A 24,912-nucleotide genomic window follows, 5' to 3' on the forward strand; every position below is an offset into this window, starting at 1 on the left:
TGAATAAGTTTCATTCTTCTGTTTTTGATTCCATAGTATTCTGTTCTTCTTTATTCTGTAAGGCTAAATATTGCAAAAGCATTCATCTATCCGAAGAACTATCCAATCACCGATCTATGGAAAGATGGCTCTTAGAAAACTACTAATAACTTGAAACCTTGAAGAAACTTAAAAACAAGGTGCTATTAAAATGTCTTTTCACGTGATGCTGATCCCTACACTTGGTTGTCCAGGAAAATGTAATTACTGCTGGAGTTCCGAGGAAAAATCCCCGATAATGAGCATCGAGACCATTAAAGAAGTAGTTGAATGGCTCAAAAACTTCAAGGAGGATTCTGTTACTTTTACTTTCCATGGAGGAGAACCACTTCTGGCAGGCGCAGATTTCTACAGGGAGGCTTTACCAATCCTTGTCGAGGGAGCAAAGCCGAAGAAAGTGGCTTTTGCGATACAGACCAACCTCTGGAAGATGACCGATGAAATAGCTGAGATATTTGCGGAATATAATATTCCGATAGGTTCCAGTCTTGACGGTCCTAAAGAACTTAATGATTTCCAGAGAGGGGAAGGATATTACGAAAAGACCATGCGTGGCTATGAGATAGCAAAGGAACACGGACTTTCAGTCAGATTCATCACCACTTTCACTTCCCATTCCGAAAAATTCAGAGAGGAGATTTTCAATTTTTACCTGGAAAACGGCTGGACTCTCAAGTTCCACCCTGCTCTGCCTTCATTACGTGGTAATGAACCTGAAAAATGGGCTCTTGATCCGGAAGAATACGGCAGGCTTCTTATCTACCTCCTGGACAAATACCTGGAAAACATGGACAAGATCGAGGTCATGAACATTGACCACCTATGTAAAGGCGTATTTAGTGGCAGAGGTGCTGTATGCACTTTTGTGGACTGTATGGGAGATGTCTTAGCCATAGGACCTGACGGAGGAATATATCCATGTTACCGCTTTGTAGGCATGCCGGAATACGTGATGGGCAATGTCCGCGACAATCCCGGTATTGAAGAACTTTCAAAATCCGATGCATGGAAGCTCATGTTCGATTACAAGGATTACGTAGATGAGAACTGCAAGGACTGCTCCCACATAAAATACTGCAGAGGCGGCTGCCCTTACAATGCCATAACCCCAACAGGCGGAGAAATAAAGGATGTCGATCCCCATTGTATCTCTTACAAAATGATACTCGACGAGATCACCGAGAGAGTCAATAATGAGATGTTCGGCGGATCTGGTATGGAGATGGACTTCTTCCAGAACCCCATGAAGCCTTCAAGGCCGGGAATAATGGCTCTTATGCTTAAGAAAACATATGAGTAGAACAGATAATAAAGGATTTGATCATTTTTTTAATCGAATCCTTTTTCTGTATATTAGATGATCTTTTTAGTGTTAAAATCTGGCCTGACATCAGACAGAAAACTTTTTCTTAGATACTCTTCTGTCCGATATTACGTGGTAATGCTTAAATATTGCAAAACCATTGTTTTTTACATTATCAGTTATGAAATTAATTTTTGTTTGAAAGGAGTGAACCAAAATGCAATACAGTCTGGGCATTGATGCCGGAGGAACTTTTACAGACGGTGTAATTATCCGTGATTCAGATGGTGTGATAATGGATGCCACAAAAGTGCTTACCACTTATCCGGATCCAATAGGCGGAATTAAAAAAGTAATCGATTCGCTGAATCCTGAATATGTCCAGGATGTAAAGCTGGTTTCAGTCTCAACAACCCTGTCAACAAATACAATACTTGAAGACACAGGTTTCCCTGTCGGTGTCATCCTTGTAGGCGATTATGTAATTCCAAAAGAAGGATTCCCGGCAAAATATTATGTTCAGCTAAGTGGTGGTCACACCAGCAATGGTGAAGAAGCTGCCCCCTTGGACGAAGATGGTGTCAAACTTTTCGCCCTTGAGGTGAAGGACCATGTTGCTGCTTTTTCCGTATCATCATTTTTCAGTAACCGTAATTCCGAACATGAACTTCGTGTCAAGGAAATAATCCGTGAACTTACCGGGCTTCCGGTGGTATGTGGACACGAACTTTCCCAGGAAGTCGGTGCCTATGACAGGGCCATTACTGCTTATCTGAACGCACAGCTCCTGCCAATCACACATAAATTCATCCAGTCAATCATGCAGGACATAAAATCAAGAGGCATGGATGCAAACCTGCTCATGCTCAAATGTGACGGTTCCGTTGTTGGCATGGAAGAAGCCCTTGAACGCCCAATAGAATCCATATTTTCCGGACCGGCTGCAAGTCTTGTCGGTGCTTCCTTCCTCACAAAATACGATACATGTGCAATGGTTGACGTTGGAGGAACCAGTACCGATGTAGCTCTTATCAGAAATGGAGTACCGGAACTCAGTGAACAGGGAGCTGTTGTTGGTGGCTGGAAAACAATGGTAAAGGCCATCAGAATGGAAACTTCCGCAACCGGCGGGGATAGTCATGTATGGATACAAGACCAGAAATTCTACATTGGCCCCAGGAGAGTTATCCCTCTTTGCCGTGCAGCAACCCTTTATCAAGGATTCCTTGAAAGGTTCAAAGAATCAAAATCACCTTCCAGAAAACTTCTCTGTGAAAATGTGCAGCCTACAAAATTCTTTGTGCGTACCGGCCTTAAGCCTCTGGAACTTACCAGGACTGAGGAAGAAATATTCGATGTTATTCAGGGAGCTCCGGTATCTTATGTAGATATTTTCCAGCGCCTGAAAAAACAACCAAGTGTGCGTGCCCTTGATGGTCTTATACAGAAACGCCTTGTGCAGTCTATAGGATTTACACCAACTGACGCACTTCATGTACTTGGAGAATTTAATCAATGGGAAACAGAAGCTTCTATAATAGGAGCTGAGAGGATTGCCAAACAACTAAGAATGACCAAGGAAGAAGTTGCCAACATGGTTAAGAAAAAGGTTGCAAAGAATATGGCATCAGACCTTATATCTTACCTTGTTGATGGAATATCCCAACCTATTATTGACCAGATGCTTTCAGGCAATAACTACACACGTTTTAAAGTGGAAACACCAGTTATCCTGCTAGGCGGTCCTGTTGTTGCATACAAGGAAGAGATGGAAAAACTTATTGATGCAAACATAGTTGTTCCTGAACATGCCAGCGTTGGAAATGCTGTTGGTGCACTTGTTGGAAAGGGCATCAAACGCGTTGAAGTTCTTATAAAGAAAGACTTTGCTCCAATCACAGGTGAGGATGTAACTGATGAGGAACTAAAGAACGCAAAGGAAGTCATCAGTTACTTTGTGTTCACTCCGGAAGGAAGACAGATCTTCCCGGACTACATCCAGGCTTTTGATTATGCCAGAAATACCGGTAAAGAAATAATAATGGATTACATGAAAGCTGCCGGCTATGGCAAGGATGAGGTTGAAATTGAAGTTACCAAAAAGGAACTCATGGTAAGGGAAGGAGAAGAACCTGTTGAGACTAAAGTCATTGTAGTAGGGATCGGTACGTCCAAACTTGTTGTGGAAAAGGATGTAATTCCGGAATATATGCGTAAAAAGGCAATCAGTTCCCGCTCTGCTGAAGATTCATATTCAGGAAAGTGAAGAATAATTAAAAAATCGTATCAGGAAGATTAGCACAACGCTTCAATTAAGCTATGTATTATCTCCTGATCATTCTGTTTTTCTATTAGTCCATTAAATGTAGAATGTTTAGTACCTCAACAGGATGTACTTTTCATCGAAGTATGCACCCGGAGATGTGAAGTCGAAAACTACCAGAGAACCAGCTTCAGGTCTTACCTGGAATGATACTTCGGTCCTTGGTTCAAGACCTTCATATTCATCATCATCTTCCTGGAATACTCTTCGAATATCAACTACCACTTCCATGATATCACCTGTTCTTAAAACAGGCTGAGTGGCTTTGAATACAGATGAATCACGAGTGCGTATCGGGCTTACTGAGAAGTACTCATCTGTTGCCAGATGGATTTCATCATCATCAGCATCAGTATCATACCTGACATTAGCTACGTGAGTTCCATCAGATAAATAAATAATAAGCTGTGACAGATCTACATCTTCACTACCAGGTCCGAGTGATACAGAAATATGCAGTTTTGCAATCTCACCATAGTCTACAGTATCGCTAACGGTAACACCGTATGTTGTACCATCCAGAGTATAGTTATGTGATCCTGTGCGAGAAAAACGATATTCAAAATAAGAACCATCATCCACAATAGTCTCATCGCCACCATCTACTGAGATATTAAAATCTCCTGATGAGGAAATCCATTCGACCATTCCTCCTTTAGAACAATTTAAATCTGTAGCTGATAACGTCCCATCTGTATAAGTGACCGTCGTGTATGTCGCACGTTCACCCTCTACACGGTCAATACGCATATTGGAAGCAACCTCTCTTGTTGTCTCCTGACCAGTTTGAGATGCTTTCTGCTGAAGCACTCCTGAGGTCTTGATCAAAAGGGCAGATGCTACGGCTGCCACAAGTACCATGGAGATAAAGATGATAAGGGTACCTATACCTACCTGTGCACGGTCATCCCTGTGCATTAAATGTCTCTGATTTGCTTTCGTGCGATTCCCTCATGAAACGTTTTAGCAATCGTGTTACAGGTTTATATTGCGATTCATACTATATTAATTCTGTTATTTAATATTTTTGACGAGTTAATATAGATATCATGCTAGTAACTTCTGTTACCATAATTGCACTACCAAATATAATTATACTTATATTTAAATCATCCTGTAAAATAAACAAAATCAATTGTTACACATATATGTCAAGTGAATGGATGTCCATCAAAACTGCACGTGCTGGAGCTCCATCACACCCCTTTAGCTTTAAAGGAAGGCAAATAAAGAAATAAACACCCTCATTTGCATTCTTCAAGTCCAGATATTCCACAATATTGACATTATTGCTCAAAAAAAGGTGATGGTTTGGTAAGGATATGTCTTCATCAACAGAAAGTGTGTCGACACCAACTACCCTGAAACAGTTATCAAATATCCATTTTCCCGCAGTTGCCGCAAGCAGTCTGCCTGATTGCAGACTTCCATCGTTACCCTTAGAATAGTCCCTTGTTTTTATCAAAATAATATCTGAATCTTTCATTGAATGCAGCTTGTAAGCTTTTTCAAGTTCAACATCAGTGATAGGACCATCACCCAATGAAAGGTCAAGAAGAACAGCTTTTCCCATTAATGACCCTGAATCAATTTCAGCAACTGATCTTCCACTTTCATACAAATGTAAAGGTGCATCAATATGAGTACCGGTGTGTGTCCCAATACTTATTCTGGTAACCGTGAATCCATCTTTTTCAATTGAAGACACTTTTTCAAATACAGGAACTGGATCACCTTCATACACCGGAGTATCTTCGGATATTCCGGTAGTGATGTCAATAACTTTGAACTGCATTCGACTAAAAAAGGAAATATTTACAGGAAGCGCACGGAGTTATTAAGCACATCATGTGCCTGTTTCTCAGTTAATCCGGCCCCCATTGCAACTTTCAGGGCGAATTCCTTTGTAATCAGATTGCTCGGGCTATGTGTATCCGTATCTACAACAAGAGTTGCACCGGCTTCCATTCCAATCCTTGCAACGTGGCCATTTGTCCTGTTGTGACCATTCCTTGCAGTGATCTCCAGACAAACATCATTCTCACGTGCAGTTTCGGCTTCTTCGATAGTGATAAAACCGGGATGTGCAAGTATATCAACATCTGCAAGTTCAACTGATGCAGCATTAGTTCCTGGCATTACAGGTTCATTTATTGTTTCACCGTGAACAACCACGATCTCTGCACCAAGATCCTTTGCCATTTTTGCAAGAGGAGCAATCTTACGTGGTGGAACGTGGGTGATTTCCACACCTACTTTTACTTTAATATCAAGCTCATCTTCAAGGTACTTTGCCTTGCTCACGTTCTTGATAATGTGCTCTACATTTGTAAAGTCTGCATGGTCAGTGATACCTATTGCTCTGTAACCGTGAACAACAGCCCTTCTAACGAGTTCACTTGGGATAAGTTCGCCATCACTGAAAATAGAATGAGTATGCATATCAATCATAAAAATACCTCATAAGATTGAGAATCAATCTTAGAATAGAACCTATTATGTACTGAAGTTAGATAAAGCCATTCATAGGAAAACAAAAATAATATAATGCTTTATAGGCAATGTTCATAAGTCCGATATTTAGTATTTAATATTTGACATTAATACTTGATACTTACAGAATTATGACTTTCTAATAAGGAAGGATAAAAATTGACAGGAATTAGAAGATTGGTGCTGGATGTGCTTAAACCCCATCATCCATCAATTGTAGAATTGTCCACGGTACTTAGTGTGCTTCCAGGAGTACACGGAGTGAATTTGAGCCTATATGAAGTAGACCAGCAGACAGAAACTGTAAAGATCACAGTAGAAGGAGAAAACCTGGATTACGAGGAAATCAAACAGTCCATAGAGAATCTGGGTGCAGTAGTCCACAGTATTGATGAGATAGCTGCAGGAAAACGTCTGGTGGAAGAAGTGCAGACCTTACAGGAAAGATAAAATCAATCTTCTAAAAATTATCTGAATCTTCACGATACAGCTATTAGAGACTTTTGTACGCACGTGCGATGTTGTGTATAACTCCATCGTGCTCGACCGGGAAAAGGCTTACTGTGAACACTTTTAGAGCTTCGTTGTAAGCGGTAACCGCCTTTTCCACATTACTTTCTTTATTTTCTATTTCGGACAGTTCAAACCAGGCATTTCCAAGGTTGTTCTGGACTGTGGCATATTCTATCGGGCGGCTATCTATTGTATAAACCCTGAGAGCATTGTTAAATGAAGTGATAGCGTTCTCAACGTTGCTTTTTTCATTTCCATATGAAGACATCTCAAGGTAGAGATTTCCCAGGTTGTTCTGGACACCTGCATATTCCAGGGAATAGACATCTTCCCTGAAAACCCGGAGTGATTCCTTATATGCTGATAAAGACGTCTGAAGGCAGGTAACATTATTTTCAATATTTCCCTTTTTGCGCCATGCATTACCAAGTTTGTTGTTTATTGATGCAAAATAAATAGGATCAACTGCGATGGAATAGTAACCCAGGGCACTATCATAATATGCTATTGCAGTATCCAGATCACTTAAATCTCCTCTGGAAGCATATAGTTTAAGATAAGCATCCCCCAGACCGTAGTGTACCCTGAAATATTCAGCCGGATATTCATCCTCTGTAATGAACTTTAAGGAATAATCATAAGCATAGATGCTATTTTGCAGATGGCTGGACGCATTCCCAGTATCAGAAGATGCTATTTCCTCATACGTTTGTGCCCGGTAATAATGGTTCATCCCATATTCCAGTGGAAAATCCTTTGAAGATATCAAGTTAAAAACTGAATTATACACCTCAAGTGCACTGTCATAGTCACCTTCATCACGTAATTGTGATGCCTGCTCCCATAATGAGTCTATCTGGTTTAGTGTCCTTTGTTCCTGTATATAATCTCCAAAAATGACATATCCTGCGATAAGGAGAAGAAGAATACCGACGCCAGCATAGATAAAAGGTTTTTTTTGCGGACGAGATTCAGGTTCAGGGACTTCACAATTCATAGACAGATTCCAGAATTTACATCAATAACCATGCAACTTTTTCTGTTCAAGAAAGTACTGCAAGTAATAGTATAACTGCATACGCACTATAAAAACTACATTATTTTATAGTATAAATATATAATTGATGATAGGAAAATAATAGTGGCAATTTATTGCCACTTCGATATCAAAAATAAAAAAAGAAACTAATTACTCGATGACTTCTGCAAATGCAAAGTTTGGCTTCACATCGTTTATTCGGATCTTTACATGATCACCAAGCTGCACTCCTTTGACAAAAACAACAAAATCATCGATGAGAACTGCACCGTCTCCACTGGAACCAAGTTCAGTTATATCAACTTCAAACTCGTCCCCGCGTCTCACGGGAGCTGTTAGGAACTTCTTACCGATAACATAAATTTCAGCACTCTGAGACCTTGAAGCTTTAGGATTATAAGACTGAGTATAAGTAAAATTATCCTGTACTTCGTCTAGGAAATCATTGAACATATCTCCCTGGAAGACCTTTACTACAAAATGACCACCGGGTTTGAGGATTTTTTTTGCACAGCCAAGGGCTGATCTTGTCAGATCGATAGAACGTGCGTGGTCATAACTCCAGTTTCCACTTAAGTTCGGTGCTGCATCACATATTACAACATCAGCTCCGGCCTTGCCCACCATCTCAAATATCTTTGCAATGGTCCTGTCAGAAGTTATGTCGCCAACTATTGTTTCTACACCTTCTATAGGTGATATTTTCCTGAGGTCTACACCCACAACACGGGCACCTGACAGTTCTTTAGCAACCTCACACCATCCACCGGGAGCAGCACCCAGGTCTACAACTATGTCGCCTTCTTTTATAACATGGTGCTTGTTGTTTATCTGAAAAAGCTTATAGGCCGCCCTGGAGCGAAAACCATCTTCTTTAGCTTTCCAGTAATATTTATCACGCCTGTCTCTTGCCATATATGTACCAGATAATACCTAAAATTCAAATACCTTGTGCCGATTTCAGGGATTCTATCTTTGAACTGAGTTCCTGTATCTCATCTTCAAGACCAGGCATGTCATCAGATAGCCAGAAAGTGTAATCGTAATACTGGTTCAGTATGTCACTGTACCTTAACTCCAGATTTTCAAGATCATTTTCATGAACCTTTGTGGAACTGACTGATTCTATCTTGTTCTCAAGGTTCTTAATCCTGCGATGAAGATTATTGCTAAGCCTTGCAGCCACACTGCTGAGGTTCACTTCCCTCTTATGCAATTCAAGAATATCAATAACCTCGCTTAGCTCAAAAGGAACTTCAGGGAAAGCATTTGGGCCGGAGATGTAATACAAAAGGATACCATCTTCACCTTCATCTGAATCCTGTGAAGCAGAATTTGTCCTGTTTTCTTCTGTACCTGCAATCTCTTCAGCCGAAACAGCAACAATGAGATGTTCCTTTTCAGCTTCCACACATAATTCCTTAATAGAAGGCATAACCGGTGGAGTTCCGCCTTTGAGCAAAGAAAGTTCTTTTATTATATGATATATTTCTTCCTGGGTAAGAGCACCTAAAGCATCAATTATCCCGCAAAGTCCCTCTTTACTTAGCATTGAAGCAACCTCATATTATCTATAATCACAGCCTGTATCTGCGACATGTCATTAACTGTTTCATTATGCCTGAGATATTATGTTTTTCGATACGAACATCAGATGACAGATAAACCTGAGTGACATCAAGAGGAATATCTAGAGCAATTTCCTTTGCAAGCGGAAGTTCACCGGCCAGGATCATATAGTCGATGCTGCCACTGAACTCATCAAGAAGGTTTTTCAGGGCAAGTCTTACTTTATCGATATGGTGTGCGATATCCTCATCCCGCAACCTTTCAAAGCGCCTCTGACTGAATCCTCCTTTGGCATGTTTGGCCTTGACACTTGTTTTTATCATCTGGAAGGAATCGAAGTCTTGAGAATCAAGAGAAAAACCTGTGAAGGATTCGCCTGCATGAGCTACAAGAACGCAAACAGCTGCATCCTTGTTCAACAGCTCTGAAATAGTTGAAATATCAAATTTATTATCCGTACTCCATGATGATTTATCCAGCGGCAATGGCGGAACAAGAAGCTCATTTATCATGTGGTCAGGAGAATAGAATAAAACAAAACCTGTGGTAGATTCTACTTTCTCGGCCAGTGCAAGAGTTTCGCTATCAACACGCTCTGTTAAAAGCTCATAATCTTTTATGCTGGCAGGACTTTCGCCTGCAGCCACATACAATGTTACAAGTGAAGAGTCCACATATGTGATTGTTGATAAAGACCTGAGAAATTCTTCAGTACGCTGCTTGCTAAACTGGTCATTACAGGTGAATGAAATAGATGCAGGAATATCTGTCCTTTCTTTATCCATCTCATGCTCTAAGGTTTTGAGTTTCACTTCAAGAGCATTGAGTTTTTCCTCAGCTTCCTGTTTTGCTGCAACGGCCTTTTTCTCAGACTCGATGTTTTTCTCATATCTGATGTTGGCAGTCCTTACATCCAGCTCAAGCTCAACTATATGGGATTGAAGACGATTTATTTCATTTTCAAGCTCTTCTTTTCCAGAATATCTGTTGAAGAGATTGCTGATGTTGCCAACAACTTTGTCCTTTTCAATCATTTCATCTGAAATAGCAACTTACCTGATAAATAACCTATCGATTTGTTTTGAAGGCGGAAAAGAGATTCTTGAAAATGAAGCAATCAGGAAAGTGCATCCTGATGGAAGATACTACATATTTTAGAGATGCTTGAAAAATAGATTGACTAAAGCCAGGAAGGCTTTAGTTTTATATTTTGTACTATTTATAGGCTATTCAATTGATGACTCAGGCATCCATTACAAGACGGAAACCAATTGAAGAGTCACCATCACGAGGATCCTGCTTTCTCCTGTATGCTGTGTAGAGAGCATTTTCCTTGCTGGAGTAACTGCCGCCTCTGGCAACTCTTAGAGAAGATGAGCCTTTCTCAACAGCACTACCATCCTCGCTTGCACTGCCATAATTGTCTACCCAGCTATCCTGAACATATTCCCATACATTGCCGTGAACGTCATAAAGTCCCCATGGGTTTGGAAGTTTCTGACCTACTTCGTGCGTCTTCTCGTATGAGTTCACCTGATACCATGCATAATCCTTGAGGAATGGGCCTTCGTCCTCATCAATTTCACCAAATGAATAGAGAGTTGTTGTTCCGGCTGCAGCTGCATATTCCCACTCTGCCTCTGTTGGAAGTCTGTATTTTGTGGTTCCCTCCATCTCGTTGAGTTTGGTTATGAACTCCTGAACATCATTCCATGAGACATTCTCAACCGGATTATCATCGCCCTTGAAATTAGAAGGATTGTTTCCCATTACTTCTTCCCACTGAGCCTGAGTTACTTCGTATGTGCCTATGTAGAATGCATCGCCGATCCTTACTTCATGTATCGGCTGTGAGTATACATACTTGGATGTCCCCATGTTGAAATTTCCTGCCTCGATACGCTGGAACTCCATTCCCATGGAATTTGTGTATTCGTCACCTGTTGCACTACCTGCACCTGCAGATGAACTGCTTGCTCCGTTGTCACCACCACTATCACTTGAAGTGCAACCTGTTACAGAAATTGCAAGCAGGAGCACTGCCAGAATTGTTAATATTTTTTTTGTACCTATCCACATAAAATGTCCTCGCTGTGAGTCTTTTTGAAGGTATGATATTAATACATATCTATTTTTGACTGTTTATCTCAATTCTCAAAGTACTCGAAAGCATCGATTATGTCCAGATAAACACCATCAAATCCGACATTAAGTATCATATCCAGGTACGCATCCTCGTTCCCATAGATGACATTCTGCCACTCTTCTTCCCAGTAGCGTACCTTGTAATTACCTTCCCAATAAGGATTTTCAGCCTCAAGCCAATCAGGAGAGCCTACACTCCATGAATCATCCCAGTAGTAACGGTAGTCTTCAGCTTCACCAATGCTCATGTAGGCAATTACCAGACGAGAGCCACCATTTGATTTGGTTTTCAGGGAAGCAATATCATCAGATGTCAGAGATACATCATCATAGAAGAGATCGATAAGAATCACATCATAGTCAGTTCCCCGCAAGCTTTGCAGAAACTCTTCCTTGCTGCCATATTCTTCAGGATTGATGATGTACAGGAAATTCTCTGCATCACTAAGAGAATGAATATCATTACTGTTGACATTGAATGGCTTTGCCGGATAAGCAGGGATAGTATCAAGATCCCTGCTGTCAACAGCCAAGGCTATGTAACCCCTGTCTGCATTCTCACGATATGAAGCATCAACATAAGATTTAGTCCAGCAGTAATCGGTTACCAGTACAACTACACCGTTGTCCCTGGCAACATCCAGCAATGATGCCAGATATTCCGTATCTTCTTCTTTTGTTGCCATGTTGCCATCATCATAACCAAAGAAGAGGTCTTCCCTGCCAACTCCATCTATGGCTGCAATATAATCCTGCGCTGTAGGGTCATCTGACCCTCCACCGGATGTCAGAAGTTCCTGACCATTCTGCGGGATTATTATGAAATCCGGATTCTTCTGTTTTGAGTAAGTGCTGATGCCGGTGACAAAATCACGCATTTGCTGACGATAGTCTATTTCTGGAGTGGAGTTGTCAACGGCGTCGGGGGAATCAGTGTTTGAGACTTCGGATATACCAGAGTTTTCGATTGTGTCGGGTGTGTCTGTGCTGTTGTCTGAACAGCCGGATGTCAATAGTATGAAGGTGACAAAAATAATAATTCCCAGTGATTTCAAGTTCATATATAATTAGTAGGGCCAGAACAAGATAAAGATTAATAATTACTTGCTCTGAAGTCGGGATTCATCCACACCATGAGAATATCATCTTCAAAGCTACCATCATTTCTACGAACCTTTTTCTCCATCCTGCCTTCCTCCATAAAACCAAGAGATTTGTAAAGGCTTATGGCTGCGTGGTTGCTTTCCATTGTAATAAGTTCTACTCTCAGAACCTCAGGGTGTTCTGTTCTTACCTTTTCAAGCATTGTCGTGAAAAGCATCCTTCCGATTCCCTGTCTCTGGAAGGACGGATGGACGGCAATCGTCAGGTGCTCGAACACATGGGAGAACACACTAAGAGATGAGCGGTAGGTGTGCAGATCAGCGATTATGCGGTCGTTCTCAGTATCATCAACCACAAGGATGATGCCATCTTTCAGGCTGTTGGTTAGGAATTTGTCTATGTACTCCTCTGTGACCTCAGGGGGTTCACGGATAATACCTCCGGGAATTGTAGCTACCTCACGGTAAAGGGCTAATAGCTTGGATTTGTCTGCAGGAGTTGCAGGACGGGGTACGAATAGATGGGACAATTTCGGAACACCTGTTTGGAACTATCAACTACTATATTTCAAGCAGGGAACCTATTTTAAACTTATATTAAATGTATTTCATTGAAAGAAAACACATCAAAAAAGGACTATCAATCGTTCGGATTTAATACAAAAAAAGACTATGAGGCCTCCTGACCTCATTAAAAATGATAATACTATTTTACTCAGTAGGCTTCCACGGTTTTCTGGTGAGCAGTTACAACATCATCAAGATCCATGACAATATTATCTCCTGAGACCGTATATGATATGCTCTCCTTGGGATATGCAACACAGCCTCCCTGGATACCTGCGCCGGTAGCAGCATCAAAGACAGTGCCACATGAATCACATACCAGGACATCATCATTAAGGGTGAATCCTATGGACCTGCATGGAGGACATACGTTAGACCTGACAAATATATCGCCACCGAGCTTGTAGGTCATGACCGCAACTTCGCCAATATCCGTATTCACTTTAAAATGAACATTAGTGTACTTATCTACAGAACTTACAGGAATGGAGACAGTATCCCCGCTTATTTGGGATTCGATCCATGTTCCTTTCACAGGACCAGATGATCCAGATGATGCTGAATTACCATTACCTATGCAACCCAATGCTGAAAGTGATACAAGCAACACTAACAAAAAAGTAAAAACCAATTTTCCATTCATACTCTTACTCCCGATATTATACCGACCTTATTCCTCATCCATACTTACCAGCCTATTCCTTAATGCTGCCATCCTGCAACTCTATCACTCTGTCAGAATGTGCAGCAAGCTCACTGTTATGAGTTACCATGATAACTGTCATCTCATCTGAGAGCGACTTTAACAGAGATATTATCTTAGCACCTGTGATGGCATCCAGCGCACCGGTTGGCTCGTCCGCAAGCAATATCTTTGGATTCATGACAACCGCCCTTGCGATGGCCACACGCTGCTGCTCACCACCACTCATTTCTGATGGCCTGTGATTGATCCTGTGGGACAAACCAACTCTCTCCAGTGCACTGATAACTGCACCGTTATCCTTCTCGCCTGCAAAGACCAGTGGAAGAGCTACATTCTCATAGGCTGTAAGGGAAGGGATGAGGTGGAACTGCTGGAAAATAAAGCCAACTGCATTGCGCCTTAGCTCAACAAGTTCTTTCTGGGACCTGCCTGTAATATTCTCGCCATTTATATGGATACTTCCGCTTGTTGGGTGGTCCAGCATACCTATAAGATTCATAAGTGTGGTTTTTCCTGAACCGGATTGTCCCATGATGGAAACGAATTCACCGTTTTTTATATTCAGGTCTATCCCATGCAGAACTTCGACTTCAGTTGAACCTAAGTTGTAATTCTTTGTCACATCTGTGACCCTGACCACATCATGATTTTCAGACACTTCTAAGCACCTCCGCAGGATCGATTCCAAGAGCTCTCTTTGCAGGAACAAGCGAAGCTATCATTCCAGTAAACATACAGATAGCAACAACCGGCAGCAGAAGATCCCACATTGGATCGGGTGCTACTGAGACCAGCATCGGAGCTGAAACGAATGAAGCCATGGTACCTATGAGGAAACCAATGCACCCTCCCACAATTCCAATGATCGCACCTTCCAGGAACAGCATGGAAACCACCTGGATATCGCTTGCACCTATAGCACGCATTATACCAATCTCCTTCATTTTTTCGTTAACAGAAGCAAGCATTGTGGAAGCAACGGTCAATGTGCTTACAAGCAGGGTAATAATGGAAACTGCCATGGCAGAGGATTTTGTATGATTGACAATTGCCATCTCATTTTGCACGATCTGGCTCATTGCACGTGCCTCCATCCCAGGTAGAACACCTTCTATCTGCTGGCTCATTTCTTCAACCGGACAGGCACTACACAACGCACGTACCTCCAGACTGCTGACTTTTCCTTCCATGGAAAGCAGATATTGGGAAGTCGCAAGCGGAAGTATGACGTAGCTGTCCTCGTTATCCCCGGTGCTCTCTATCACACCTGCAACCTGGGCATCAATAGAAATATTATCATTAGAAAGTGTAATCATCGAACCTTCCTTAAGTCCCAGCGGAATGGCGATATCCGAACCCAGGAGTACTTCTGGTTGTTTAGTGTTCTCTGAAGACATCCAGTGACCCTGAATATTCCACCAGGGTTTGAGATTCATTTCCTGTTCCGGGTCAACGCCCATCACAACAACAGAAGAGCCCTGAAGTTCTGCAATGCCATAGAGTCTTGGCGCTACGACCGACAGACTTGCATTATCCTTGATCGTGTAGATCTTCGGAATATCTGATTCTTCGATGTAGTTGTTTCCCGTGTAAAGTGAACCCATTGAAGTGTATCCGTCCACAAGAGGGATGGATTCTATCTCAGGCCGGACTATTATGTTTGCACCGAATTTGTTCGTTGCTTCATGAAAGCCTTCAGTTGCTGCTGAGAATGTAGTTACGACAGCTACTATTGCAGCAGCAGCGACGACCACACCGAGTACAGCCACCGCAAGTTTTGTTTTCCTGCGGAATACGTCCTTCAATACGAAAGAGTGTAAATGCATTCTCTTCTCCTCAATTTTGAGTTATTATCTGACAGGTTATACATTAAGTGTAAAGTTAGTACTTTACAATAAGTGTAAACGCAGATTAACTTTACGATAGATGTAAAGTAACAAAAAAGAGAAACTCATAAGATATATATGGTTTTACAGCAGTTGTAAAGACATGGTAAAATTGGACAGAATAAACCTCTCCAATGAAGGGTTGACCAAATTCTTCAGCCCCATTGAATCACAAATAATGCAGGTCCTATGGGAAAATGAAGAACTGACAACCCCCGAGATTACTGAAAAGACCGATATCCCCTTATCCAGCGTAGCCGGCACTCTGGACAGGCTCGTAAAAGCAGGTTTTGCAACACGTAAACTGGACAAAGGTGAAGCAAAGGTAAGGTATCTCTACTCTGCCGCAGATTCCATGGACAATACTGCAAACACCATTACAAAAAAGGTGCTTGATAGTCTTGTGGATACCTTTGGTAAAGTGGCAATAGAGAATTTTCACGCATATAATAACAAGAAGTGATTTTTCAGGACACGGAACATGTTCTCCATACAGGATGAAGTGGAATGCTATATCGCCTGCATTAATGAAGGAAATCTCCTGCCGTTGATAGGCACCTCCATGATCCTGGCCCTGCTGATGTTCAGTATATACTTCAGGACAAGCAGACCAGTAACACGACTCTCAGCGTTTGTTGCTGGCCAGTTATTCATCATTTCTGCCATCGCAGCAGTTGTCTATGCAATGAAGTGCAGTCAGATGTTAAGCATCGAAATATATCTGGGTTATGTGACACTATCAACAGCTATTATCCTGCTCCTGCCTAGAGTGTATTATAAGATACTTATCAAAAGATACGATGCCAGACCAATAACAGAGGTTATGGACTGGCCTCAGGAATTTGTAAAAAACCTTGACACGAAATCCAGCGTGTATTATTATGATTCCGCAGTACCCCGAGCATTCGCTTCCGGAAAGGCTATTTTCCTGTCACTTGGAATGCTGGAACTGGTTGATGAAACTGAACTGAAAGCCGTCCTTGCGCATGAAGTATGGCATCTTCGCCATAACAGCAGGACTCCCATACTAAGGCAACTGTCACTGATGAGCTTTACAAAGAACCGTTCTGAAGACGAACTGGAGACTCTTGCAGACATGTTTGCAGAAAAGGTTGTCAGCAAGAGTGCACTTGAATCTGCAAGAGCAAAGATCAGCTGAGATTGATAACAAACAGTGTGAATGATATCTATTTGAATAGAGTGATCGGGAAATTGAAAGATTCAAATTGTTTTTGTCCAACTTTATTAAATACTAAAAATTCACTTATTCATCAAATAAGGATAGAATATGCCTCAGATTCCAAATGACCACCCGACACTCTGGATAAAATCCACAAAATCAGAATCGCTGAAAGGCAAGACCATCGTGCTTGCAGTCACAGGCAGCATTGCTGCTGTAAGGACAGTGGAACTTGCACGGGATTTTATACGAAGAGGCGCAGACGTTTATGCAGTTATCAGCGAGGCTGCCGGATGGATAATCAACCCAATGGCCATGCATTATGCTACAGGAAACGAAGTCATCACTGGCATAACCGGGAAGGTCGAGCATGTGGAGTTCTTTGGAAATCTTGGCAGGGCAGACCTTTTGCTCGTGGCTCCTGCAACCGCCAACACCATCGGAAAGATTGCAGCAGGGATAGATGATACACCTGTAACGACCTTTGCGACCACAGCAATCGGCGCAGGTAAACCTGTAATGATAGTACCTGCAATGCACGAGGATATGTACAATCATCCGGCGGTCATGGAAAACATTGAAAAGATGAAAGACTGGGGAATCAGCTTCATCGGGCCCAGGATAGAGGAAGGCATAGCAAAGATAGCCGGAAATGACGAGATCGTGCTTGATGTTGAGAGGGCTATCGGGAAAAGGACACTCTGTGGAAAGAAGATACTGATAACAAGCGGATCAACAGCAGAGCCTATAGATCCTATACGAATTCTTACTAACAGAGCTTCCGGGAAGACCGGGAATGAACTTGCACTTGAAGCTTATCGCAGAGGAGCTGAAGTAACTATAGTTCACAGAAATAGGCTTGGAGTTTCCGGCGTCAATGAGATCTACGCTGAAACTGCTGATCAGATGACTGATGCAGTGCTTGATGAACTTGCAAAAGGTTATGATATACTCATAAGTTCTGCTGCAATTGCAGATTATACGATTGATGCAAGCGAGCAGAAAATAAAATCCGGAGAAGAAGGACTTGAGCTTTCTTTCAGGAATACGCGTAAGCTTATCAAAGAAGCAAAGCAGGCATTTCCACTGGTGAAGATTGTCGGGTTCAAAGCTGAAGCCGGAATCGGTGCGGATGAACTTATCAGAAGGGCAAGGCAGACACTTTTGGATTCGGAACTTGACATGATAGTTGCTAACGAGGTCAGTAAAGGCGGTATTGGAACAGAGAACAATAATGTAACTATATTATACTCTGCTATCAAAGAAAATCGTAATATTAAAGGCTCTAAAAGCCTTATTGCAACTGCCCTTATGGATGAAATTACAGAACTGCTGACATCAAAAGGCGAAATATAAATGCAACCTGAACCTGTAAATGATACTCTGACAGCCAGAGCTTTCGCACCTGCACATATAACTGGTTTTTTTAAGATACATGACCATGAAGATCCCATGAAAAAAGGGTCTACTGGTTGTGGAGTAGTACTTGATGGCGGAGTTTATACCACCGTTACAACAGGAAAGGATATTGATAAGACAGAGATATTCCTCAATGGCGAAATCGTTGCAGGAAACACCAGCAGAACAGTTATTGAGTCCATGACAGATCTTCCTGTAAAGGTGGAAAGTATTTCGGACATACCAATAGGATGTGGATTTGGAGCATCTGGAGCAGGAGCGCTTGGAACAGCATATGCGCTGAACCATGCTCTCTCGCTGGAATATACATCCATTAGACTCAATGATATCGCACACATTGCAGAAGTCAAAAATGGAAGTGGGCTGGGAGATGTCGTTGGGCAGGCACATGGGGGGATACCAATTAGAAAAACACCGGGTTCACCTTCAATAGCTCGTATCGATCACGTGCCAACAGCGGAAAAAGAGGTATTCTGTGTAGTTCTTGGAGAACTATCCACCAGCTCAGTGCTTGGAAATCCGGAAATGGTTAAAAATATCAACATAGCAGGCGAAGAAGCCATGAAAAAGCTCATTGAAAAGCCTACTGTGGATAATTTCATGCATTGCTCCAGGGAATTTGCCATTAATTGCGGACTTGCCAGAGGAAAGGTAAGAGAGGCTATAGAAGCCGCTGATAAAGCAGGAGTTGTAGCTTCACAGGCAATGCTTGGCAATGCAGTATTCTCAATACCTTCTGTGACCTGTGTAAAGGAACTTATAGATGTATTTTCTGATTTTGGTGAAGTTCTCAGGTTTAAGATACGAACTGGAAGTATCAAAATTGTCTGAGCGAAAATATATTATCAATTCCACCTGATATTATACGCTTGGAATTATTTATTGGAGAGATTTCTATGGTTGTTGAAGGTGAATGGGAACCAGAACCACCTAAAAAGGTTCCGGAGATCCCAATAAAAGATATTGCACCTATAATAGGGAAGATGGGTCGTGGTATTGCAGTTGTTTTTGTATTATTGATCGTATTTTCAATTTTATTCGGCTCTATTTTTGTGTCGGTTGGGGCCGGAGAAGTTGGAGTGAAGTTCAACCAGTTTGGTGGTGTGGAAGACGACGAACTTGGTGAAGGCCTGCACATCGTTCCACCATGGGTATCTGTGACAAAGTACTCTGTCAGAAGTGAAACATATACCATGAGCGGTGTGGAAGATGAAGGACAGGTCGTTGGTGATGACCAGATCAAGGCGCTTACGGCTGAAGGTCTTACACTGGGACTGGATATCACTGTAAGGTACAGACTTGTGCCTGATGAGGTTAGTGATGTTCACCAGAAGCTCGGAACAAACTACGCTGAAAAGATCATAAGACCTACAATAAGGTCATCGATACGTGAAGTTGTTTCCAGTAAGACAGCCTTGCAGGTCTATGGTGAAGAAAGAGAACTTGTAGCCGGAGAGATGCTCACAAATATTGCAGATGCCCTTGATAACGATGGGATCATTGTGGAAGAAGTACTCGTAAGGAACGTAGTGCTCCCGACAAGGGTTGCTGAAGCCATTGAAGCAAAACTCCAGGCAGACCAGGATGCCCAGAGAATGATATTTGTAAAGCAGAAGGAACAACTGGAAGCTGAAAGAAAGATCATTGAGGCGAATGGTATTGCTAATGCAACTATAGCCCAGGCCTATGGTGAAGCTGAAGCGCTTAGGGTCATTAACGAGCAACTGGCAAAGAACCCTGACCTCATCAACTATAAGTACATACAGATGTTGCAGGGACAGGAAATACAAACAATGATCGTGCCAACAGACCAGGGAATAATATTGGATACGAGCAAATAAAATAATAGAATAATAAGGAGAAAACGGACTGAATGACAGACATCCCTAAAGATCATCCCAGGTATGAATCTCTCATCACCAGGGAAAGAATAGTTGAAGGCGTAAACATCGGAATCACAAGCAAACAAGGACTTGTGGCGCAGGGACGTGGGGAAGCTTTTGACTACATGATAGGGGAGAAAACCACTAAATCAGCAGCCATTGCAGAAAGGGCAGCGGTTGCTAATATTCTCCTTGCAGAGAATGCCATAATATCTGTGAACGGCAACACTGCTGCGCTTGTACCTGACCTTATGGCAGCTCTTGCAGATGTCACCGGGGCAAGACTTGAAGTGAACCTATTCCACAGAAGTGATGCCAGAGTGCATAAGATAATCGACCACCTGAAAGCACATGGAGCAGGTGTTGTCCTCGGTGGAAAAGGAGATAAGAGACTTGACCTTTCCCATGACAGGGCTATTGTTGATGAGGAAGGTATATTCAGTGCGGATGTTGTACTGGTTCCTCTTGAAGATGGTGACAGGTGCCAGAAACTCGTGGAAATGGGCAAAACTGTAATTACCATAGACCTGAACCCTCTTTCAAGAACAGCACTGACAGCTAACATCACCATCGTGGATAATGTCACAAGGGCACTCAATAACATGATCCAGTTCACAAAGGACATGAAAACTCACAGCAAGGATGCTCTTCAGGAAGTTGTTGATTCGTTCAACAATGATGTTACCATTTCAGATGCCCTTTACACCATGCAGGAAAACCTGAAGAACAAGGCAGAGGAGAAAGGTCTTACATGCGTCTGATCGAGACAACAAGGAAATTCGTTTCAAAGGTACTGGAAAATGAACCCAGCACCCATGATATGTCACATATTGAAAGGGTTGAAAGTACCTGTATGAGGATTCAGGAAAAGGAAGGTGGAGACTTACAGGTAATCCGCCTTGCAGCACTTCTTCATGACGTAGGTATCGTGAGAGAACACAAGGAAGGTGGCAACCATGCAGAATATAGCGCTGAGATTGCACGTGATTTCCTTGCAGAGAATGGTGCAGAAGCAGAACTTATAGACCATGTGACATCCTGTATCCTGACCCACCGTTTCAGCCGGGGAATAAAGGCAGAGACAATCGAGGCACAGATCCTTCAGGATGCCGATAGGATCGATGCGCTGGGTGCTGTTGGTATTTTCAGGTCACTTGTCTCCATGGGAGCCTTGAGGGCTTTGAAAGAAACGATTGGGACGGTAAAGGAAACTTCTATGAATGCTTATACAGAAGATCCTTTCGACGGGTTCCACGATTACATGGAAAGAAAACCTTTTAAAATACCTGAAAGACTTAATACGGAAACAGCTAAAGATATTGCAGAACAGAGACTGGCAATTATGCGCAAATATCTGGATGAGCTAAAAGAAGAGACATCAGGAGAGAAATAATGGCGGATCTTATCATAAAGAATGCTTATATCCTTACAATGGACCCGGAAGCAGGTGATATTGAGAACGGGGTCGTTGTTGTAGAGGACGGTAAAATTAAGGAAGTAGGAACTTCAACAGAATGCACCGCAGAGAAAGTCATCGATGCAAAGGGCTCAGTCCTTATGCCAGGACTTGTTAACACCCACTGCCACGCAGGAATGACACTTTTCAGAGGCTATGCTGATGATATGCAGCTTCAGGACTGGCTTGAGAATCACATATGGCCTGCCGAAGCTAAACTTACTGACGATGACATTTATGCAGGCACAAAACTTGCATGTCTTGAAATGATACGCTCCGGAACCATTGCTTTTGCTGATATGTACATCCACGAGAACAGGGTTGCTCAGGCTGTTGATGAAGCAGGAATTCGTGCAGCACTTTCCTACGGAATGATAGATTTCGGAGATAAGGAAAAAGCTGACAAGGAACTTGAAGTTGGCAGTGCTTTTGTCAAAGAGTGGAACGGGAAAGCCGGCGGCAGGATCAGTACAATGTACGGTCCGCATGCACCTAACACATGTTCAAAAGAATTCCTGATCAGAGTTAAAGAGCAGGCTGTAAAGGATAATGTAAAACAGCATATCCATGTTCTTGAGACCGAAGCCGAACTTAACTATATGAAAGAGAATTTCGGCATGTGTTCTATCCATTTCCTAAAGGGAATCGATTTCTGGGGAACTGATGTACTTGCTGCACACTGTGTATGGCTCTCAGATGGCGACATTAAGATACTTGCTGAATATGGTGTGAATATTTCACATAACCCTAACAGTAATATGAAACTCGCTTCCGGCATCTGTCCTGTGGCGAAACTCATTGATGCAGGAGCAAATGTATGTCTTGGAACCGATGGATGTGCTTCCAATAACAACCTTGATATGTTTGAGGAAATGAGATCCGCAGCTCTTTTGCAGAAGGTCAGCACAATGGATCCGACTGTGCTTCCTGCACGTAAGGTTCTTGAAATGGCAACCATCAACGGTGCAAAGGCACTTGGAATCAACAGCGGAATGTTGAAAGAAGGTTATAATGCTGACATGATAATTGTTGACATGAACAAAGCTCATCTGGCACCAGTCTACGATGTTGCTTCACATCTTGTCTATGCTGCAAGCGGCAAAGATGTCAGCGCTACCATTGTTGATGGAAAGGTGCTTATGGAAGATGGAAAGGTACTTTCCATGGATGAGCAGGAAGTAATTGACACTGCCATAAAGAGTTCAAAAGACCTTCTTGGAAGAATTGGAAATTAAGTATCATAACTAAGGCTTACACTTATATTAGATACGTTATTATCAAATGTTATTTTCAAATTGGAGATAAAAGATGACTGATACTGAAATGTTAGAATCCGGAAATATGAAAATTGACTGGGTTCTTAACCACATGCCTGTTCTTAATATCATCAGGGAACAGTTTGCAAAGGAAAAACCTCTTGCAGGTCACAAAGTTGCAATGGCACTCCACGTAGAGGCAAAGACCGCAGCTCTCGTTGAAACGCTCGCAATCGGTGGAGCAAAAGTAGCAATTACAGGATGTAATCCTCTTAGTACACAGGATGACGTTTCACTGGCATTGCACAACAAGGACAACATCCAGTGTTTTGCAAAATATGACTGCTGCAACGAGGAATATTACGAAGCTATTGACAAAGTACTTGACATGAAACCTGACATCACGATCGATGATGGTGCAGACCTCATTTTCAAGCTTCACACAGAACGCACAGACCTTCTGCCAGACATCCTTGGTGGGTGTGAGGAAACTACAACAGGCATCCACAGACTTAAGGCAATGGAACGTGACGGAGCTCTTAAGATGCCTGTTATTGCTGTGAATGATGCAATGACAAAGTTCCTCTTTGACAACCGCTATGGTACAGGACAGTCCTCATGGGATGGTATCATGAGAACAACAAACCTTCTTGTAGCAGGCAAGAATGTCGTTATTGGCGGATACGGATGGTGTGGTAAAGGTGCTGCTATGCGCGCAAAGGGTCTTGGAGCAAACGTCATTGTGACCGAAATAGACCCAATCAGAGCACTGGAAGCACGTATGGATGGTAACAGTGTTATGCCTATGAAAGAGGCTGCAAAGATCGGCGACATATTCCTTACAACCACAGGAAACAAGGATATCCTGAACAGAGAGGATTTCGAAGTCATTAAAGACGGTGCAATCCTCGCAAATGCAGGTCACTTCAATGTTGAGATCAACCTTGAAGACCTCAAGGCAATGGCAGGTTCTGTCAGGACTGTGAGAAACAATATCAAGGAATACAAGATAGGGGAGAAACGTGTTTACGTGCTTGCTGACGGAAGACTTGTAAACCTTGCAGCAGGTGACGGGCACCCCGCAGAAGTTATGGATATGAGCTTTGCAAACCAGGCACTCTGTGTAAGATACATTGCAGAGAACAAGCTTTCAAATGGTGTTCATGCAGTACCTCATGAGCTTGATATCGGCGTTGCTGAGATGAAACTCATGTCGATGGGCATAAGCATTGACAAGCTTTCTGATGAACAGGAAGCATACATGGCAGGCTGGGAAACCGGAACATAAACCTGTCATTTACTTTTTTCTTTTTGAGATTTGAACTGCTACAACATGGGTGCTAACCGAAGGTTCGATATTTTGTTGCAATTATAAGTACTAATAAGCAATAATATATCAGGAGTGGCCACTGGAGAGGGAGAAATTAACCACATTTATAGGCTACTTTGTAAAAAGCGGGAATAATAAGATATAAACATTCTGTTTTGGATTAAATTATGGGTACATCTATAAAAAAGATATAAGTAATAGTAAGTCATTGGATGCTATAGAAGTTCGAACGCAACGGGGAAGCACGAAAACTATATATACTAAAAGTGCTTTTATCACCCGCTACACCGAAGTCGATGAACGTGAAGCAGCCTCAGCAAATCCACCCAACATATTGGGCTCGTAGCTCAGTCAGGCAGAGCGTCTGGCTTTTAACCAGACGGCCTAGGGTTCAAATCCCTACGAGCCCGCCAATCACTTTGCAAGAGTGTTCACGTTCACATTTTTGAGGGAGGAGTAATATATTGAGAAAATTTAGCCTGCTCGACCATCAGTTGATCCCTAAACATGAAATAATGTTGGAAGATGAACTTAAATCTGTTTTAAAGCAATATGCCATTGAGAAGGAACAACTACCCAAGATAAAGGTTGTTGATCCCGTTATTCAGGAAATTGGGGCACAGGTTGGAGACGTCGTAAAGATTACACGTATCAGTCAGACCGCCAGCGAAGCATTCTATTATCGACTTGTCATCGCTTAAC

26 protein-coding genes and 1 tRNA gene are annotated in these 24,912 nt (G+C 42.2%); 14 read left to right on the forward strand and 13 right to left on the reverse strand.

What is annotated here, in order from left to right:
* Positions 1–190 precede the first annotated feature (190 nt).
* Entirely contained in the window at positions 191–1,339 is a 1,149-nt protein-coding gene (locus RE474_RS02910; RefSeq protein ID WP_309311493.1) for a TIGR04083 family peptide-modifying radical SAM enzyme, read from the forward strand.
* Positions 1,340–1,559: 220 nt separating this feature from the next.
* A complete protein-coding gene (locus RE474_RS02915) occupies positions 1,560–3,608 on the forward strand; it encodes a hydantoinase/oxoprolinase family protein (RefSeq protein ID WP_309311494.1) in 2,049 nt (682 codons plus the stop codon).
* Positions 3,609–3,716: 108 nt separating this feature from the next.
* Here RE474_RS02915 and RE474_RS02920 read toward each other — a convergent pair whose 3' ends face one another.
* The 3 genes from RE474_RS02920 to RE474_RS02930 all read right to left on the reverse strand — a co-directional run bounded on the left by RE474_RS02920 (position 3,717) and on the right by RE474_RS02930 (position 6,116).
* Positions 3,717–4,583 (reverse strand): flagellin, encoded by an 867-nt coding sequence (locus tag RE474_RS02920; protein ID WP_309311495.1) that lies wholly within the window; start codon positions 4,581–4,583, stop codon positions 3,717–3,719.
* 220 nt (positions 4,584–4,803) lie between these two features.
* A complete protein-coding gene (locus tag RE474_RS02925) occupies positions 4,804–5,460 on the reverse strand; it encodes a cyclase family protein (RefSeq protein WP_309311496.1) in 657 nt (218 codons plus the stop codon).
* Between the two features lie 20 nt (positions 5,461–5,480).
* On the reverse strand, positions 5,481–6,116 hold the full coding sequence (locus RE474_RS02930; RefSeq protein WP_309311497.1) for a histidinol phosphate phosphatase domain-containing protein: 636 nt from the start codon (positions 6,114–6,116) through the stop codon (positions 5,481–5,483).
* Positions 6,117–6,317: 201 nt separating this feature from the next.
* Between RE474_RS02930 and RE474_RS02935 the strand changes: the two genes are divergently transcribed.
* Positions 6,318–6,608: a DUF211 domain-containing protein gene (locus RE474_RS02935; protein WP_309311498.1), complete on the forward strand. Its 291-nt coding sequence runs from the start codon at positions 6,318–6,320 to the stop codon at positions 6,606–6,608.
* A 43-nt stretch (positions 6,609–6,651) separates the two neighbouring features.
* On the opposite strand, the gene RE474_RS02940 is transcribed toward RE474_RS02935, so the two are convergent.
* The 10 genes from RE474_RS02940 to RE474_RS02985 form a co-directional block, all read right to left on the reverse strand.
* Positions 6,652–7,668 (reverse strand): tetratricopeptide repeat protein, encoded by a 1,017-nt coding sequence (locus RE474_RS02940; RefSeq protein ID WP_309311499.1) that lies wholly within the window; start codon positions 7,666–7,668, stop codon positions 6,652–6,654.
* A 192-nt stretch (positions 7,669–7,860) separates the two neighbouring features.
* Positions 7,861–8,625 (reverse strand): 23S rRNA (uridine(2552)-2'-O)-methyltransferase, encoded by a 765-nt coding sequence (locus tag RE474_RS02945; protein ID WP_309311500.1) that lies wholly within the window; start codon positions 8,623–8,625, stop codon positions 7,861–7,863.
* Positions 8,626–8,650: 25 nt separating this feature from the next.
* On the reverse strand, positions 8,651–9,262 hold the full coding sequence (locus RE474_RS02950) for a DUF7109 family protein (protein ID WP_309311501.1): 612 nt from the start codon (positions 9,260–9,262) through the stop codon (positions 8,651–8,653).
* Positions 9,263–9,287: 25 nt separating this feature from the next.
* A complete protein-coding gene (locus RE474_RS02955) occupies positions 9,288–10,313 on the reverse strand; it encodes a Vms1/Ankzf1 family peptidyl-tRNA hydrolase (protein ID WP_309311502.1) in 1,026 nt (341 codons plus the stop codon).
* A 208-nt stretch (positions 10,314–10,521) separates the two neighbouring features.
* Complete coding sequence (locus RE474_RS02960) at positions 10,522–11,358, reverse strand: formylglycine-generating enzyme family protein (protein WP_309311503.1); 837 nt, start codon at positions 11,356–11,358, stop codon at positions 10,522–10,524.
* 68 nt (positions 11,359–11,426) lie between these two features.
* Positions 11,427–12,485, reverse strand: coding sequence for an endo alpha-1,4 polygalactosaminidase (locus RE474_RS02965; protein WP_309311504.1), 1,059 nt, complete (start codon positions 12,483–12,485; stop codon positions 11,427–11,429).
* Between the two features lie 32 nt (positions 12,486–12,517).
* The gene (locus RE474_RS02970) at positions 12,518–13,057 is read right to left on the reverse strand and encodes a GNAT family N-acetyltransferase (RefSeq protein WP_309311505.1); all 540 of its coding nucleotides are present in this window, start codon (positions 13,055–13,057) and stop codon (positions 12,518–12,520) included.
* Between the two features lie 185 nt (positions 13,058–13,242).
* Positions 13,243–13,737, reverse strand: coding sequence for a Fe-S-containing protein (locus RE474_RS02975; RefSeq protein ID WP_309311506.1), 495 nt, complete (start codon positions 13,735–13,737; stop codon positions 13,243–13,245).
* A 52-nt stretch (positions 13,738–13,789) separates the two neighbouring features.
* Entirely contained in the window at positions 13,790–14,458 is a 669-nt protein-coding gene (locus tag RE474_RS02980; protein ID WP_309311507.1) for an ABC transporter ATP-binding protein, read from the reverse strand.
* On the reverse strand, positions 14,451–15,626 hold the full coding sequence (locus tag RE474_RS02985; protein ID WP_309311508.1) for an ABC transporter permease: 1,176 nt from the start codon (positions 15,624–15,626) through the stop codon (positions 14,451–14,453). Before RE474_RS02985 ends, RE474_RS02980 begins: the two co-directional genes overlap by 8 nt.
* 163 nt (positions 15,627–15,789) lie before the next feature.
* Between RE474_RS02985 and RE474_RS02990 the strand changes: the two genes are divergently transcribed.
* The 11 genes from RE474_RS02990 (at position 15,790) to RE474_RS03040 (ending at position 24,911) form a co-directional block, all read left to right on the forward strand.
* Complete coding sequence (locus RE474_RS02990) at positions 15,790–16,149, forward strand: BlaI/MecI/CopY family transcriptional regulator (protein WP_309311509.1); 360 nt, start codon at positions 15,790–15,792, stop codon at positions 16,147–16,149.
* Between the two features lie 18 nt (positions 16,150–16,167).
* Entirely contained in the window at positions 16,168–16,845 is a 678-nt protein-coding gene (locus RE474_RS02995; protein WP_309311510.1) for a M48 family metalloprotease, read from the forward strand.
* A gap of 129 nt (positions 16,846–16,974) precedes the next feature.
* Complete coding sequence (coaBC, locus tag RE474_RS03000) at positions 16,975–18,222, forward strand: bifunctional phosphopantothenoylcysteine decarboxylase/phosphopantothenate--cysteine ligase CoaBC (RefSeq protein ID WP_309311511.1); 1,248 nt, start codon at positions 16,975–16,977, stop codon at positions 18,220–18,222.
* Positions 18,223–19,116 (forward strand): pantoate kinase, encoded by an 894-nt coding sequence (locus RE474_RS03005; protein ID WP_309311512.1) that lies wholly within the window; start codon positions 18,223–18,225, stop codon positions 19,114–19,116.
* A 65-nt stretch (positions 19,117–19,181) separates the two neighbouring features.
* Positions 19,182–20,126, forward strand: coding sequence for a prohibitin family protein (locus tag RE474_RS03010; protein WP_309311513.1), 945 nt, complete (start codon positions 19,182–19,184; stop codon positions 20,124–20,126).
* A 32-nt stretch (positions 20,127–20,158) separates the two neighbouring features.
* On the forward strand, positions 20,159–20,929 hold the full coding sequence (locus tag RE474_RS03015) for a 4-phosphopantoate--beta-alanine ligase (protein WP_309311514.1): 771 nt from the start codon (positions 20,159–20,161) through the stop codon (positions 20,927–20,929).
* Positions 20,920–21,561, forward strand: coding sequence for an HD domain-containing protein (locus RE474_RS03020; protein WP_309311515.1), 642 nt, complete (start codon positions 20,920–20,922; stop codon positions 21,559–21,561). Before RE474_RS03015 ends, RE474_RS03020 begins: the two co-directional genes overlap by 10 nt.
* A complete protein-coding gene (locus RE474_RS03025) occupies positions 21,561–22,859 on the forward strand; it encodes an amidohydrolase family protein (RefSeq protein WP_309311516.1) in 1,299 nt (432 codons plus the stop codon). Before RE474_RS03020 ends, RE474_RS03025 begins: the two co-directional genes overlap by 1 nt.
* 73 nt (positions 22,860–22,932) lie before the next feature.
* Positions 22,933–24,168, forward strand: coding sequence for an adenosylhomocysteinase (locus RE474_RS03030; protein ID WP_309311517.1), 1,236 nt, complete (start codon positions 22,933–22,935; stop codon positions 24,166–24,168).
* Positions 24,169–24,546: 378 nt separating this feature from the next.
* A tRNA-Lys gene (locus tag RE474_RS03035) sits at positions 24,547–24,623 on the forward strand.
* Positions 24,624–24,674: 51 nt separating this feature from the next.
* Entirely contained in the window at positions 24,675–24,911 is a 237-nt protein-coding gene (locus tag RE474_RS03040) for a DNA-directed RNA polymerase subunit H (RefSeq protein WP_309311518.1), read from the forward strand.
* Position 24,912: the final 1 nt, after the last annotated feature.

Origin of the sequence: Methanolobus sediminis (genome assembly GCF_031312595.1) — an archaeon.
Taxonomy (GTDB): domain Archaea; phylum Halobacteriota; class Methanosarcinia; order Methanosarcinales; family Methanosarcinaceae; genus Methanolobus; species Methanolobus sediminis.

Bases quoted from the DNA above. Each gene is read 5' to 3' on its own strand.
- RE474_RS03030 (WP_309311517.1), top strand. From the start codon at position 22,933: ATGACTGATACTGAAATGTTAGAATCCGGAAATATGAAAATTGACTGG.
- RE474_RS02920 (WP_309311495.1), bottom strand. From the start codon at position 4,583: ATGCACAGGGATGACCGTGCACAGGTAGGTATAGGTACCCTTATCATC.
- coaBC (WP_309311511.1), top strand. From the start codon at position 16,975: ATGCCTCAGATTCCAAATGACCACCCGACACTCTGGATAAAATCCACA.
- RE474_RS02955 (WP_309311502.1), bottom strand. From the start codon at position 10,313: ATGATTGAAAAGGACAAAGTTGTTGGCAACATCAGCAATCTCTTCAAC.
- RE474_RS03015 (WP_309311514.1), top strand. From the start codon at position 20,159: ATGACAGACATCCCTAAAGATCATCCCAGGTATGAATCTCTCATCACC.
- RE474_RS02995 (WP_309311510.1), top strand. From the start codon at position 16,168: ATGTTCTCCATACAGGATGAAGTGGAATGCTATATCGCCTGCATTAAT.
- RE474_RS03010 (WP_309311513.1), top strand. From the start codon at position 19,182: ATGGTTGTTGAAGGTGAATGGGAACCAGAACCACCTAAAAAGGTTCCG.
- RE474_RS02915 (WP_309311494.1), top strand. From the start codon at position 1,560: ATGCAATACAGTCTGGGCATTGATGCCGGAGGAACTTTTACAGACGGT.
- RE474_RS03020 (WP_309311515.1), top strand. From the start codon at position 20,920: ATGCGTCTGATCGAGACAACAAGGAAATTCGTTTCAAAGGTACTGGAA.
- RE474_RS02975 (WP_309311506.1), bottom strand. From the start codon at position 13,737: ATGAATGGAAAATTGGTTTTTACTTTTTTGTTAGTGTTGCTTGTATCA.
- RE474_RS02990 (WP_309311509.1), top strand. From the start codon at position 15,790: ATGGTAAAATTGGACAGAATAAACCTCTCCAATGAAGGGTTGACCAAA.
- RE474_RS03025 (WP_309311516.1), top strand. From the start codon at position 21,561: ATGGCGGATCTTATCATAAAGAATGCTTATATCCTTACAATGGACCCG.
- RE474_RS02940 (WP_309311499.1), bottom strand. From the start codon at position 7,668: ATGAATTGTGAAGTCCCTGAACCTGAATCTCGTCCGCAAAAAAAACCT.
- RE474_RS03005 (WP_309311512.1), top strand. From the start codon at position 18,223: ATGCAACCTGAACCTGTAAATGATACTCTGACAGCCAGAGCTTTCGCA.
- RE474_RS02945 (WP_309311500.1), bottom strand. From the start codon at position 8,625: ATGGCAAGAGACAGGCGTGATAAATATTACTGGAAAGCTAAAGAAGAT.
- RE474_RS02910 (WP_309311493.1), top strand. From the start codon at position 191: ATGTCTTTTCACGTGATGCTGATCCCTACACTTGGTTGTCCAGGAAAA.
- RE474_RS02925 (WP_309311496.1), bottom strand. From the start codon at position 5,460: ATGCAGTTCAAAGTTATTGACATCACTACCGGAATATCCGAAGATACT.
- RE474_RS02960 (WP_309311503.1), bottom strand. From the start codon at position 11,358: ATGTGGATAGGTACAAAAAAAATATTAACAATTCTGGCAGTGCTCCTG.
- RE474_RS02930 (WP_309311497.1), bottom strand. From the start codon at position 6,116: ATGATTGATATGCATACTCATTCTATTTTCAGTGATGGCGAACTTATC.
- RE474_RS02985 (WP_309311508.1), bottom strand. From the start codon at position 15,626: ATGCATTTACACTCTTTCGTATTGAAGGACGTATTCCGCAGGAAAACA.
- RE474_RS02950 (WP_309311501.1), bottom strand. From the start codon at position 9,262: ATGCTAAGTAAAGAGGGACTTTGCGGGATAATTGATGCTTTAGGTGCT.
- RE474_RS02965 (WP_309311504.1), bottom strand. From the start codon at position 12,485: ATGAACTTGAAATCACTGGGAATTATTATTTTTGTCACCTTCATACTA.